Origin of the sequence: Mesorhizobium muleiense, assembly GCF_900099905.1 — a bacterium.
GTDB classification, from domain to species: Bacteria; Pseudomonadota; Alphaproteobacteria; order Rhizobiales; family Rhizobiaceae; genus Mesorhizobium; species Mesorhizobium muleiense.
This window is the reverse complement of the sequence record NZ_FNEE01000013.1, coordinates 98,392-111,567: the sequence shown is the minus strand read 5'-3', so window position 1 is coordinate 111,567 and position 13,176 is coordinate 98,392. Positions and strand designations below refer to the sequence as shown.

At 62.9% G+C, this 13,176-nt stretch carries 14 protein-coding genes; 7 read left to right on the top strand and 7 right to left on the bottom strand.

Going from position 1 to position 13,176, the window contains the following annotated elements:
* The first annotated feature begins 160 nt into the window (after nt 1-160).
* Nucleotides 161-799 (top strand): CatB-related O-acetyltransferase, encoded by a 639-nt coding sequence (locus BLT09_RS21625; RefSeq protein ID WP_091596428.1) that lies wholly within the window; start codon nt 161-163, stop codon nt 797-799.
* A complete protein-coding gene (gene yihA, locus BLT09_RS21620) occupies nt 796-1,455 on the top strand; it encodes a ribosome biogenesis GTP-binding protein YihA/YsxC (protein ID WP_091596425.1) in 660 nt (219 codons plus the stop codon). Before BLT09_RS21625 ends, yihA begins: the two co-directional genes overlap by 4 nt.
* Before the next feature lie 99 nt (nt 1,456-1,554).
* On the opposite strand, the gene BLT09_RS21615 is transcribed toward yihA, so the two are convergent.
* Complete coding sequence (locus BLT09_RS21615) at nt 1,555-2,274, bottom strand: TetR/AcrR family transcriptional regulator (protein ID WP_091596422.1); 720 nt, start codon at nt 2,272-2,274, stop codon at nt 1,555-1,557.
* 140 nt (nt 2,275-2,414) lie between these two features.
* Here BLT09_RS21615 and BLT09_RS21610 point away from each other — a divergent pair, with 140 nt between their 5' ends.
* A complete protein-coding gene (locus tag BLT09_RS21610) occupies nt 2,415-3,596 on the top strand; it encodes an HlyD family secretion protein (RefSeq protein ID WP_091596419.1) in 1,182 nt (393 codons plus the stop codon).
* Between the two features lie 82 nt (nt 3,597-3,678).
* Complete coding sequence (locus tag BLT09_RS21605; RefSeq protein WP_236473624.1) at nt 3,679-5,211, top strand: DHA2 family efflux MFS transporter permease subunit; 1,533 nt, start codon at nt 3,679-3,681, stop codon at nt 5,209-5,211.
* Between the two features lie 40 nt (nt 5,212-5,251).
* On the opposite strand, the gene msrB is transcribed toward BLT09_RS21605, so the two are convergent.
* The 4 genes from msrB to BLT09_RS21585 all read right to left on the bottom strand — a co-directional run bounded on the left by msrB (nt 5,252) and on the right by BLT09_RS21585 (nt 7,999).
* A complete protein-coding gene (gene msrB, locus BLT09_RS21600) occupies nt 5,252-5,752 on the bottom strand; it encodes a peptide-methionine (R)-S-oxide reductase MsrB (protein ID WP_091596538.1) in 501 nt (166 codons plus the stop codon).
* 219 nt (nt 5,753-5,971) lie between these two features.
* On the bottom strand, nt 5,972-6,529 hold the full coding sequence (locus tag BLT09_RS21595) for a fasciclin domain-containing protein (protein ID WP_091596413.1): 558 nt from the start codon (nt 6,527-6,529) through the stop codon (nt 5,972-5,974).
* Nucleotides 6,530-6,764: 235 nt separating this feature from the next.
* On the bottom strand, nt 6,765-7,463 hold the full coding sequence (locus BLT09_RS21590) for an anti-sigma factor (protein ID WP_091596408.1): 699 nt from the start codon (nt 7,461-7,463) through the stop codon (nt 6,765-6,767).
* Entirely contained in the window at nt 7,460-7,999 is a 540-nt protein-coding gene (locus tag BLT09_RS21585; protein WP_027152128.1) for a sigma-70 family RNA polymerase sigma factor, read from the bottom strand. Before BLT09_RS21585 ends, BLT09_RS21590 begins: the two co-directional genes overlap by 4 nt.
* Nucleotides 8,000-8,197: 198 nt before the next feature.
* Here BLT09_RS21585 and BLT09_RS21580 point away from each other — a divergent pair, with 198 nt between their 5' ends.
* Both BLT09_RS21580 and argB read left to right on the top strand, forming a co-directional pair.
* Nucleotides 8,198-9,721 (top strand): amidase, encoded by a 1,524-nt coding sequence (locus tag BLT09_RS21580; protein WP_091596405.1) that lies wholly within the window; start codon nt 8,198-8,200, stop codon nt 9,719-9,721.
* Nucleotides 9,722-9,796: 75 nt separating this feature from the next.
* The gene (argB, locus tag BLT09_RS21575; RefSeq protein ID WP_091596402.1) at nt 9,797-10,690 is read left to right on the top strand and encodes an acetylglutamate kinase; all 894 of its coding nucleotides are present in this window, start codon (nt 9,797-9,799) and stop codon (nt 10,688-10,690) included.
* Nucleotides 10,691-10,747: 57 nt separating this feature from the next.
* Here argB and BLT09_RS21570 read toward each other — a convergent pair whose 3' ends face one another.
* A complete protein-coding gene (locus tag BLT09_RS21570) occupies nt 10,748-11,224 on the bottom strand; it encodes an Lrp/AsnC family transcriptional regulator (RefSeq protein ID WP_023801577.1) in 477 nt (158 codons plus the stop codon).
* A gap of 135 nt (nt 11,225-11,359) precedes the next feature.
* Between BLT09_RS21570 and phhA the strand changes: the two genes are divergently transcribed.
* A complete protein-coding gene (phhA, locus tag BLT09_RS21565; protein WP_091596399.1) occupies nt 11,360-12,196 on the top strand; it encodes a phenylalanine 4-monooxygenase in 837 nt (278 codons plus the stop codon).
* A gap of 106 nt (nt 12,197-12,302) precedes the next feature.
* On the opposite strand, the gene BLT09_RS21560 is transcribed toward phhA, so the two are convergent.
* Complete coding sequence (locus tag BLT09_RS21560; protein WP_023801575.1) at nt 12,303-13,064, bottom strand: GGDEF domain-containing protein; 762 nt, start codon at nt 13,062-13,064, stop codon at nt 12,303-12,305.
* Between the last annotated feature and the right edge of the window lie 112 nt (nt 13,065-13,176).

Below are 13,176 nucleotides of genomic sequence, written 5' to 3'. Positions count from 1 at the left end.
CGGCGCGGCGGTAGACGCCGCCGCGCCCTATAAGCTCCGCTGTCGTTTCAGGAGCGCGTTCCCGTCGATGAACAGGTAAGGATGATCCGCTGCGCACGCGGTCGGTGCTGCCGGGCGGATCGCGCTATTTGACCTGCTGTTTCGTCGATGGAGCCAGACCATGATCGGACCCAACCCCAACATCAAGCACCCGATCCCGATGCATAGCCGCGTCGGCTTCCTGAAGGGGCTGGTCACGGCGCCGAACATCGAGATCGGCGACTTCACCTATTATGACGATCCGGACGGGCCGGACAAATTCGCCGAGCGATGCGTGCTTCATCACTATCCATTCATCGGCGACCGGCTGATCATCGGCAAGTTCTGCGCCATCGCCGAGGGCGCGCGCTTCATCATGAACGGCGCCAATCATGCCATGTCCGGCTTTTCGACCTATCCGTTCAACATCTTCGGTCATGGCTGGGAAGAGGGTTTCGATCCGGCGACCTGGTCGAAGGAATTGCGCGGCGACACAGTGATCGGCAATGATGTATGGATCGGGATGGAAGCGGCGATCCTGCCCGGCGTGGCGATCGGCCATGGCGCCATCGTTGCGGCAAAGTCGGTGGTGACGCATGACGTGGCGCCCTATGCGATCGTCGCCGGCAATGCGGCCAAGGTGGTTAAGATGCGTTTCGACGACAGGACCATCCGGCGGCTTTTGGCGGCGGCGTGGTGGGATTGGCCGGTGGAAAAGATCAGCCGCAACCTCAATGCCATTCGTGGCGCCGATATTTCTGTTCTGGAGGCAGCGGTTTGAACGCGTTGAACAAGTCCGTGATCGGCATCGAGCTGTTCACGCGGCCGTGGATATTCATCCGCGGCGTGCCGGCGATGAAGTTCCTGCCGCCGGAAGGACCGCCGGAGATCGCCTTTGCCGGCCGCTCGAATGTCGGCAAATCGTCGCTGATCAACGCGCTGGTCAATCAGAAGGGACTGGCGCGCACGTCCAATACGCCAGGGCGGACGCAGGAACTCAACTATTTCGTTCCGGGCGGGTTTTCCGGCGAAGGCGCCGACCTGCCGCCGATGGCGCTGGTCGACATGCCGGGCTACGGCTACGCCACTGCGCCCAAGGAAAAGGTCGACGACTGGACGAAACTCGTCTTCGACTATCTCAAGGGCCGCGTCACCCTGAAGCGCGTCTACGTGCTGATCGACGCCCGCCACGGCATCAAGGCCAAGGACGACGAAGTGCTGTCGCTGCTCGACAAGGCGGCGGTGTCCTATCAGATCGTGCTGACCAAGACCGACAAGATCAAGGCGGCCGGCGTGCCGCGATTGGTCGAAGAGACACTGCAGAAGATCAAGAAGCGGCCGGCGGCGTTTCCGTTCGTCCTCGCCACGTCGTCGGAAAAAAACGAGGGCCTCGAGGAATTGCGCGCGGCGATCGTGCTGGCGGCCAATGGCGGCTAGAGCGGGATGCGTTCAAATTGAACTGGCATCCCGCTCTATCTATTTGTTTTTAGCCGCATTTCTGCGACGCCAAGTGATTCCACTTGGCTGCAAAATGCTCTAGGACTTTGCCTCCAGGGCGATCGTCTGGGTGCTTTCTTCCGTGGCAAGCCTTTCGGTGCCGTAAGCCTTCAGGAACATGCCGACGCCCGACCTGACGATGTGGTCGATTTCATCCTGGCTCGGGGCTTTGGTGCGGTAGGCGAATATGCACTGACGGAAAAGACCCGCCAGGCACAGTTCGGTGAACTGATAGGCGGCAAGATCGACATCGTCGATCTCGAGCAGGCCGCGCTCGATGGCGGCATTGAGAAAAGCAACGACCTTGTCGTGGCCGCGTTTCGGGCCGCGTTCGTAAAAACGCGCACCAAGTTCGGGCATCCTGTCGGACGCGCCGATCACGGTGCGCTGCGCCTGGACGACCTTGGCCGAGGTGATCTTGAGGGACAGCACCTTGCCGAACTTCACCAGCGTCTCGCGAAGATCGTCGGCGCGGTCGAGCAGATCGTACATGTTCTTGAAGATCGTGCCGCGCTCTTCCTCGATCAGCGCCTCGAACAGCTCTTCCTTGTTGGCGAAGTAGACATAGATCGTGCCCTTGGAAACGCCGGCCTCGCGGGTGATGTCGTTCATCGACGCCGCTTCGAAGCCCTTGTCGATGAAGACACGACGCGCGCCCTCGATGATCTGGTTGCGCTTGACCGGGTCCTGTCCCGCCGCCGGGCGGCCGCGACGCAGGCCATCCAGCAGATCGCACTGGTCCTTGTCGGGCTCGGTCATAACGTCACACCTCGAAAAAATTCGAACCGATCGGTTCGATCATCCTTGATATGGGCCTCTCACCGCGCTAAGTCAACGTCAACATCGAACCGAACGGTTCAGTCTGATGCCCGGTTTCTAGCGATGCCAAGAGAGATGCCATGTCCTCGAACGCGACCCCAACCGCCGAAGTCCGTCCCTTCCCCAACGCCAAGGTTGCGCCGGCAATCGAAGCGCCGAACCCACCGACTGAACCCGCAACAAGCCCTCCGGCCGAGGCGCCGGCCAAAAAGAAACGCTCGGCACGCTCCTTTCTGTTGCCGATCCTTGCGCTTGGCTTGCTGGGCGCAGGCGCCTGGTATGGCTATGATTACTGGGCCGACGGGCGTTTCATGATCTCCACCGACGACGCCTATGTCCAGGCCGACATGGCGTTCATTTCGCCGAAAATTTCCGGCTATGTCGATCAGGTCAAGGTGACCGAGAACCAGCAGGTCAAGGCCGGCGACCCGCTGCTGGTCGTCGACAATGGCGACTACAAAATAGCGGTCGCCCAGGCCGAGGCGCAGATCGCCACCTTGAGCAAGACGCTCGATCGTATCGACGCCCAGACCGAGGCGGCGCGCGCCTCGCTCGAGCAGGCGCAGGCGCAGAAGACCGCCGACCAGGCCGCCGCCGCCAATGCGGCGCGTGTCCAAGCGCGCGCCGCCCAATTGCTCAAGACACATGTCGGCACCCAGGCCCAACTGGACGATGCCCAGACCGCGTTCGAGCAGGCCAATGCCGCCCTTGTCGGTGCCGACGCCCAGATCGCGGCGGCTGAGGCCAATATCAGTGTGCTCCAAGCGCAGCGCGCGGAGACGGCAAGCACGCTGGCGTCGCTGCAGCTTGCCAGGGACAAGGCCGCACGCGACCTGTCCTTCACCGTGCTGCGCGCGCCCTATGACGGTGTCGTCGGCAACCGCTCGGTCGAGCAGGGCGACCTGATCAGCCCTGGACAGAAGCTCGCCGTCATCGTGCCGATGGACAAGCTCTATATCGTCGCCAATTTCAAGGAGACCCAGCTTGCCCGGCTGGTGCCTGGTGAAAAGGTGAGGATTTCGGTCGACGCGATCGACGGCCAGGATTTCGAAGGCACCGTCTCGTCGCTGGCGCCGGCATCCGGCGCGGTGTTCTCGCTGCTGCCGCCGGAAAACGCCACCGGCAACTTCACCAAGGTCGTGCAACGCGTCCCGGTTCGCATCGACGTGCCGGCGGATGTGCTGAAGACAGGCAAGCTGCGCGCCGGCCTCAGCGTCGTCGTCGCCGTCGACAGCCGCACCGCACCTTCGGCGTCGAACTGAGCGGCCGCTTGGGAGCAATGCCGTGGCAACCGCAACCTCGACAGCAGGATCGCCGCCGGCGAGGCCGGCTACGCCTGATACCATTCCCACACGCCGCATCATCGCCTTCCTGGCGATGGTGTTCGGCATGTTCATGGCGATCCTCGACATCCAGATCGTTTCGGCCTCGCTGGCCGAGATTCAGGCCGGCTTGAGCGCCAGCTCCGACGAAATTCCGTGGGTGCAGACCGCCTATCTGATCGCCGAAGTCATCATGATCCCGCTGTCCGGTTTTCTCAGCCGGATGCTGTCGACGCGTGTGCTGTTCACCGTCTCCGCGGCCGGCTTCACCGCCGCGAGCGCGCTGGCGGCGACCGCCACCAACATCGACCAGATGATCGTCTACCGCGCCGTCCAGGGTTTTATCGGCGGCGGCATGATCCCAAGCGTGTTCGCTGCCGCCTTCACCATCTTCCCGCCGTCGCGCCGTGCCATGGTGTCGCCGATGATCGGCCTGGTGGCGACGCTGGCGCCGACCATCGGCCCGACTGTCGGCGGCTATATCAGCCATGCCATGTCCTGGCACTGGCTGTTCCTGATCAATGTGGTGCCCGGCATCATGGTGACCGCAGCCGCATGGTCGCTGATCGACTTCGACAAGCCCAATCTCAGCCTGTTCCGCAAGTTCGACTGGTGGGGCCTCGCCGGCATGGCGGCTTTCCTCGGCTCGCTGGAATTTGTGCTCGAGGAAGGTCCCAACAACGACTGGCTTCAGGACCAGGCCGTGTTCATCTGCGCCATCCTGATGACGGCCGGCGCGGTGCTATTCTTCTGGCGCGCCTTCACTGCCGAGGAGCCGATCGTCGACCTGAAGGCCTTCGCCAACGTCAACTTCGCTTTCGGCTCGCTGTTCTCCTTCGTCATCGGCATCGGCCTCTACGGCCTGACCTATCTCTATCCGGTGTATCTGGGGCGCATCCGCGGCTACGACTCCCTGATGATCGGCGAGGCGCTGTTCGTCAGCGGCCTGGCGATGTTCGTCACAGCGCCGATTTCCGGCATCCTGTCGCGCAAGATGGATCCGCGGCTGATGATGATGATCGGCTTCTTCGGCTTCGCTGCCGGCACCTGGCGGATGACCTATCTGACCGCAGACTGGGATTTCTGGGAGCTTTTGGTGCCGCAGATCCTGCGCGGCGCCTCGATGATGCTGTGCATGGTGCCGATCAACAACATCGCGCTTGGAACGCTGCCGCCTGACCGGCTTAAGAATGCATCCGGTCTGTTCAACCTCACCCGCAATCTCGGTGGTGCCGTAGGCCTTGCCGTCATCAACACCGTGCTGATCGATCGCAGCGCCTTCCACTACGCAAGGCTGGCCGAGCATGTGCAATGGGGCAGCGCCGAGGCGCAGACCAGGCTGCAGAACATGACGCTCGACTTCCAGCAGAATGCCGGCCTCGACGCCTCCAAGGCGGCGATCTCCAAACTGTCCGGCATGGTCCAGCAGCAGGCTTCGCTGCTGTCCTTCATGGACGTGTTCTATTTGTTGACGGCGCTATTCGCGACGCTGGCGATCTTCACCATGGTCATCCGCAAGCCGGCCGAGCCGGCGGGCGGAGGCGGCGGACACTGATTGAGCAACTTTGCGCGCCCTAAGGACGCGGCGCTGTGGGTCAGGCCGTGGCCGGCTTGAAGGTCAAGGCGACACCGTTGATGCAATGACGCAGGCCGGTCGGCGGCGGGCCGTCGTCGAAGACATGGCCGAGATGACCGCCGCAACGGCGGCAGTGGACCTCGGTCCGGGTCATGCCCAGCGACCTGTCCACGGTCATGCCGACGGCGTTGGGAATCTCCTGCCAGAAGCTCGGCCAGCCGGTGCCGGAATCGAACTTGGTTTCGGAGGAATAGAGCGGCAGGTGGCAGCCGGCGCAGGCGAAGATGCCCTTGCGATGTTCATTGAGCAGCGGGCTGGTGCCGGGATATTCGGTGCCTTCCTTGCGCAGCACGTTGAAAGCCGCGTCGGACAGGATGGCGCGCCACTCGGCCTCGGTCTTGGTGACCTCGAAGGTTTCGGCCGCGTGTGCATCCTGCGGCCGGCCGATGCGCAGCGCTGCCGCCGTGCCTGCCAACAATGCCACAGCGGCACCGCTCCAAAGAAAGTCGCGCCGGATCATCACCATTCCTCCTTCTATCCGTCTGCCAAATTCGACCGTCACATGGAAATCAAAAGCCGGTGACGGCCAGCTCCCGACACCGGGCACTCCGCACCTGCCCCACGCTTACAGCGGACGGTGCGGAGTGTACGCTTGTCGATTGCGCGGGTCACGCAAGCGGAAACCCGCGCACTCGGGCATGGAGCCTCAGCCATATGTTCGCTGGCGACGCCCGCTTCGTTACATCTTCGGCAGGAGAACCTTGTCGATGACGTGGATGACGCCGTTCGACTGCTCGACATCGGCGACGGTCACATTGGCGACATTGCCGTTCTCGTCGGTCGCGGTGACCTTGCCGTTTTCGGCCTTGAGCGTCACCTCGCAGCCGCCAACCGTCTTGACCTTGTGCGCGCCACCATCGTCCATGGCCATCTTGGCAACGTCGGCGGCCATCGCCTTGGCACCGATGACGTGGCAGGTCAGGATCTTGACCAGCTTGTCCTTGTTTTCGGGCTTGAGCAATGTATCGACGGTGCCGGCCGGAAGGGCGGCAAAGGCCTCGTTGGTCGGCGCGAACACGGTGAAGGGACCGGCACTCTGCAGCGTGTCGACGAGACCGCCGGCCTTGACGGCCGCGACCAGCGTCGTGTGATCCTTCGAATTGACGGCGTTCTCGACGATGTTCCGGGTGGCATACATGGCGGCGCCGCCGACCATCGGATTTTCGGCATAGGCGGCGGTGGCGAGCGCGGAGACGGCGACCGTTCCGGCAAGCAAAAGGGTGGCGAACTTACGCATTATTTCTATCTCCTCAGTTTATTTCTTCCCCTCTTTGGGGCGCAAGGAGATACGGGGGATAAATGCCCGAGTTTCGCCCGCTCAGGAGAAAATTTTATTTTTTATAACGGCGAGCATGATTTTCAGGGCAGGACTCTTACAGCCTGCATGCTTCCCCGCTAAAGTCACCACAGGCGATAGATTTAAAATCTTCTCGAAAAATCGGCAGACAGGGGTGATTAGCAGACAGGGGCGATCAGATGCTCTTCAGATCGCCCGCAGCGACCACAGGGCCGGTCGGCTGGCCGGTCGGCGAACCGCCGGTCGGTTCAAGGCTGACCGCAAGCACGGCGCCTTGCGCAAGTTTTTGCTGCACGGCCGGGGAGATGGTCATACGCGCGGTCTGGCCGGCCGGGATGACGCCCATAGAGACCGGCGCATTCTTGCCCTCGATCATCCAAAGCTCGAAATCCTTGCCGGCGGCGCGCTCGCCGGAGACATGCGACAGGCCGACCTCGCGACGGGCGGCATCATAGACGGCGAGGTATCTGACGTCGCTGCCATCGGCAGCCAGCGAGGCGATGAGCCGCGGCGGCTCAGCCGGCGGGTTGAGGTACGGCACGGCGATATAGATCGCCAACGCCGCGACGGAAGCGGCTGCAAGACCGCGCCAGAAGGCAAGGCTTGACCAGAGGCCGGCGCGAGGCTCTGCAACGAACAGCCGGCGATCCAATGCCTCCTTGACCCTGATCGGCGGCTCTGTCTCCGGATAGGCGTCGGCCATCGGCGAAAGACGCGCCTCCCAGGCATCGACAAGGTGCGCGAAAGCGGCGTCCGCGTCGATGCGGCGTGACGCAATCTCGCGTTCGTCCGCGGCCAGGACGCCAAGAACGTATTCGGCGGCAAACAGGTCGTCGCCCCCAGATTCCGGTCCGTCATCCTCTGCCCGCGTCATCTTTCAAGACACTCTCTGAGCTTCAACAGGCTGCGCCGCAGCCAGGTCCGCATCGTGTTCAGCGGCACGTCATGGCGCGCCGCCAGTTCGGCATAGCTTTCGCCCTCCAGATAAGCGCCTCGGACGGCCGCCGCCCGGTCCTTTTCCAATTCGTCGAGACAACGATAGATGCGCCCGGATTCACCGCCCGCAACAGCCGCAGCCTCCGGTCCCGGCGCCGGATCGGCAACGTCGAGCGCAGCGTCGATATAGGCAGCAGGCTCTCGCCGCGCCCTTATCCGATCGATCGCGTGATTGCGCGCAATTGCCACCAGCCAGGAAATCGGGCTTAGCTCCGAAACGGCGAAACGGTCGGCCTTCGTCCATATCTTGACGAAGACCTCCTGCAGCGCCTCTTCCGCCTCTCCTCGGTCCTTCAATACACGAAGGCAGACGCCGAAAAGTTTCGCGCTGGTCTGCCGGTAGAGCAGATCGAACGCAGCCCGGTCCTTCATTGAAGTCCGGACGATCAGGTTGCTGATGTCCTGCGGCGTCATCGGCTGCCAAATTAAGCAATTGCCCAAATTAGGCAATTGCAATGTATTGCGACCACGGAAGCGTTCCTGTGCACCGGGAGCGCCGTTGGCTTCCGTTGACGAGAAAGAGCCGACCTTTTTGAGCATCGGATTTTCCCAAAACCGGGTTTCCACTTTTGCATCCGATGCTCTAGCTTGCCGATAGTTGGGGGAGCAAGAATGTCGGTCGAACGGGCCCTGTGGGAACATGACGCTACCGGCCTGGCTGGCTTGGTGCGCAAAGGAGAAATCTCGCCGCAGGAGCTCGTCGACGCGGCGATTGCGCGGGCCGAGGCCACTCGCCCGGACATCAATGCCATCGCCGAGCCGCTTTACGAGGCGGCGCGGACGCGGGCGAAAACCATCGACCGCAAGCTGCCGCTGGCCGGCGTGCCCTTCGCGCTGAAGGATCTCGGCATCGCCATGAAAGGCGTGCCGACGCACGGCGGCAGCCGCATTCCGGCTTTCGTTGCCGATTTCGACTCGGTGATGACCGAACGCCATCTGGCCGCCGGCCTCGTCCCGATCGCCACCAGCACCTCGCCCGAACATGGGCTGAGGCTGATGACCGAATCCGCCGCTTTCGGCATCACCCGCAATCCATGGAATACAGCCCATACCAGCGGCGGTTCGTCTGGAGGTGCGGCGGCGCTGGTCGCGGCCGGCGTCGTGCCGGTGGCACATGCTTCGGACGGCGGCGGCTCGATTCGCGTTCCCGCCGCCTGCACCGGGCTGGTCGGGCTGAAAACCTCGCGCGGCCGCGTGCCGCTGACGCCGCTGGTCAGCGAAAGCTGGTACGGCCTGGTCATCGACCACGCCGTTTCCCGCTCGGTCCGTGATTCGGCCTTGCTGCTCGACCTGACGCATGGGCCCGATCCGCTGTCGCCGTATGCGGCGCCGACGCCGAAAGGAACTTTCGCCGCCGCAGCAGTGCGTGACCCCGGCAAGCTGAAACTGGCGGTCTACCGGAAATCGCCGCTCGGCCTGCCGATATCGGCCGAGACGCTGGCGGCGCTGGACACTGCGATAGCTTTGGCGCGCGAAGGCGGCCATACGATAGAGGAGATCGACCTGCCCTATATCGATCGCGATTTCATCGCTGATTTCGCCAGAACCGTCGCCGCGGCGGTGGCCGGCACGATGCGCGGCGAGGTCTTGCGCGTCGGCCGCTCCATTTCGGGTGATATCGAACGCGCCACGCGGGTGATGAGCGCCTTCGGCGAAGTCCTTTCAGCCGGCGAGATCTATGCCAGCCTGCAGCGGCTGCATGCCACGTCGCGCCGGCTGATCATCGAGACCGCGCGGTACGATGCCGTGCTGATGCCTGTCATCGCGCATCCGCCACTCGCCTGCGGCGCGATGGATCCAAAAGGCACAGATGCGTTCCTGGAAGAAATGATCGACAGGCTGCGGCTTGCCCGCTTGCTGAAATTCAAGCCGCTGTTCGGTCAGTTGATGGACAAGAGCCTGTGGTTCACCCACTGGCCGGCAATCCAGAACGTCAGCGGCCAGCCGTCGATCGCGCTGCCTGTTCATGTCACCGATGCCGGCCTGCCGCTCGGCATCCAGGCCGCCGGCCGCCCCGGCGACGAGGAGACCTTGTTGTCCCTCGCCGCGCAAATGGAAAAGATTTCGGGATGGCTGACGCGGCGGGCGCCACTGCAGGTGCCCGGGATGAAAGCAGGCCGATTTCACCTGACGTGACAGCAAAGCCGTTTGCCCCCTGCTCCAATTCCCGCTAAGACGCCGCCGTTCATGCCAAGCTGGGAACCAAGCCGAATGACGGACCTCGCCGCCACCCCCGAAATGCAGGCCGCGCTGCTTTCGAGGGCGCTGCCGTATATGCAGCGCTACGAGAACAAGACGGTGGTGGTGAAGTATGGCGGCCACGCCATGGGCGACATCGCGCTCGGCAAGGCCTTTGCCCGCGACATCGCGCTGCTCAAACAATCCGGCGTCAACCCGATCGTCGTGCATGGCGGCGGGCCGCAGATCGGCGCCATGCTGAGCAAGATGGGCATCGAATCGAAGTTCGAGGGCGGATTGCGCGTCACCGACCAGAAGACGGTCGAGATCGTCGAGATGGTGCTGGCCGGCTCGATCAACAAGGAGATCGTCGCGCTGATCAATGCCGAGGGCGAATGGGCCATCGGCCTGTGCGGCAAGGACGGCAACATGGTTTTCGCCGAAAAGGCGCGCAAGACCATGATCGACCCGGACTCCAACATCGAGCGTGTGCTCGATCTCGGCTTCGTCGGTGAGCCGGTCGAGGTCGACCGCACCCTGCTCGACCTTCTGGCGCGGTCCGAAATGATCCCGGTGCTGGCGCCGGTGGCGCCGGGCCGTGACGGCCACACCTACAACATCAATGCCGACACCTTCGCCGGCGCCATCGCCGGCGCCTGCCAGGCGACACGCCTTCTGTTCCTCACCGACGTGCCCGGCGTGCTCGACAGGAACAAGAAGCTCATCGACGAACTGACCGTCGCCGAGGCAAAGGCCTTGATCAAGGACGGCACGGTGTCGGGCGGCATGATCCCCAAGGTCGAGACCTGCATCGATGCGATCGAACGCGGCGTCGAAGGCGTCGTCATCCTCAATGGCAAGACGCCGCATTCGGTGCTGCTCGAACTGTTTACCGAACACGGCGCCGGCACACTGATCGTGCCTTGAGCGCAGGCTGCAACTTGTCGGCCAGAAATCCAGGGTTGAGCAGGCGTCAGGGCGAACTTATCGCCTGAGGTGCCCAAGCGGCACGTGGCCCGGCCCCTTGATGTTCTGCAGCACGAGCTGCGTGTGGACGTCGCGCACGCCGTCGAGCCGCATCAGCCGGTGCATGACAAAGGCGTTGAGCTCGTCGACCGACGGCACCATCACATGCAGCAGGAAATCGTAGTCGCCAGTCATCGTCCAGCACGACGACACCTCGTCCATGCGCTGGACGGCGGCGATAAAGGTTTCGGGCGACCCGTCGCTGTGGGTGACCAGGCGCACCTGAATGAACACTTCGACCATCAGGCCGATGGCGCGGCGGCTGAGCACAGCGGCAAAGCGCTTGATGATGCCGGCGCTCTGAAGAGCCTCGAAGCGGCGCGCGCATGGCGTCGTCGAAAGGCCGATCTCCTGGGCCAGTTCGGACACAGGCTTGCGCCCATCGCGCTGCAAGATATCGAGCATCTTGATCTCAAAATCGTCAAACTGAGGCACTTTCACTCTCCTGCAGCTTTACTGTGGTGGCTTTTACCTCAAATCGCCCGTTCGAGCCATCATCAAAGCGGATTTGCCTCACCGGATCCGGCTAAACTTTCAAAATGTTAGTCGTGATTTCCAGGGAGAACAGCCATGACGATGAACGTTGCCGATTACGCCCGCGAATGCGCGGCGCAAGGCCTTCGCGGCGACTATTCGGTCTGCCGTGCCGATTTCACCGTTGAGCAGAGCTACAACTACACAGCTGACGAGCAGGCGGTGTGGCGTACTTTGTGCGACCGCCAGACGAAGCTTACCAAAAAGCTGGCACACCGGTCCTATCTCGACGGCGTCGCCACGCTGGGCCTGCTCGACAAGATTCCGGATTTCGGTGTGGTCAGCGAGAAGCTGCGCAAGCTTACCGGTTGGGAGATCGTCGCTGTGCCGGGCCTCATTCCCGCACCGGCCTTCTTCGTCCACCTGGCCGCCCGGCGCTTCCCGGTGACCAACTGGCTGCGGACGAAACAAGAGCTCGACTACATCGTCGAGCCGGATATGTTCCACGACTTCTTCGGCCATGTGCCGGTGCTGACCCAGCCGGTCTTTGCCGATTTCATGCAGATGTATGGCGAGAAGGCCGAGCATCTGATCGCGCTCGGCGGCGACGAGATGATCAGCCGCCTCTACTGGTACACCGTCGAGTACGGGCTGATCCAGGAGGCCGGCCAACCGTTGAAGGCTTTCGGCGCCGGGCTGATGTCGTCCTTTGCCGAACTTCAATTCGCGGTTGAAAGCAAGGACGCGCATCATGTTCCCTTCGATCTGGAAACGGTAATGCGCACCAGCTATGAGATCGACAAGTTCCAGCGCGCCTATTTCGTGCTGCCGTCCTTCGACGTTTTGCGCGATGCCTTCCACAACGTCGCCGACATGGCAGCGATCATCGGACGCCACAAGGGCAAGCCGGCGCTCGACCCGGCAAAACTTTAGACGCTGGCCAGACGCGGACGCTCGCAGCCGATCGGCGCGGGCGTTATTGGTGGCGCGCTGGAATGACGATCCATCGGTAGGCCGGAAGCCGAGAAGATGGGACCGTTCAGGCCGCTTCGGAAACGTCCCTGTCCAGGATGGTCAGATTGCGGCCGCGATCCTTGGCCTGGTAAAGGCGGCGGTCGGCGACACGCATCAGATCCGATACGCCGGCATCCTCGCCGCAGGTGACACCGCCGATGCTGACGGTGAGGGGTATGACCCGCTCATCGACGGGACGGAAGCGGATCAGCTCGACTTCACGGCGAATGCGTTCAGCGACGCGTTTGGCTTCCTGTTCGGTGGCGCCGACCAGAAACGCACCGAATTCCTCGCCGCCGATGCGGCCGATCACGTCGCCGCTGCGCACGCCGCGCTCGATCGCGCTTGCAATCAGGAGCAGCGCATCGTCGCCGGTCAGATGGCCGTAGCTGTCGTTGATGAGCTTGAAGTGATCGGCGTCGATGATCAGCAACGCACCGCGATCGGATTTACGCCGGGTGGCCTCGAGGGCGGCGAAGAAGCTCTCGCGGTTGAGCATGCCGGTCATGTCGTCGCGGCTTGCCTTCTCCGACAGGCGCCGATGCGCAGCGGCGAGCTGGGCATGAGCGCGGGCGAGGTCGCGATGAGCGCCTTTCAACCTCTCGCCCTGCCAGAACGTGTAGGCGCTGGCGATCCAGGCGAGCACCAGCGGGCAGACCGTGGACGTCAGCCAGATCGTGCGGTTGATCGGAAAGCCCATTGCCGGAACGACGATCAGCGTCAACAACAGCGAGACTGCGAGGGAGGCGAAAGCGACGGCGGCAGACTTCAGAAATATGCGGCTCATCGCTGGTTCCCCCTGGACCGTCTGTGTGCCAGCAAGCCCTGAATGGCACCTTTCGGCGATGCCTAAAATTTGAACCATCGCGCGTTTTTCGCCACCCATGACGCGCATAAGT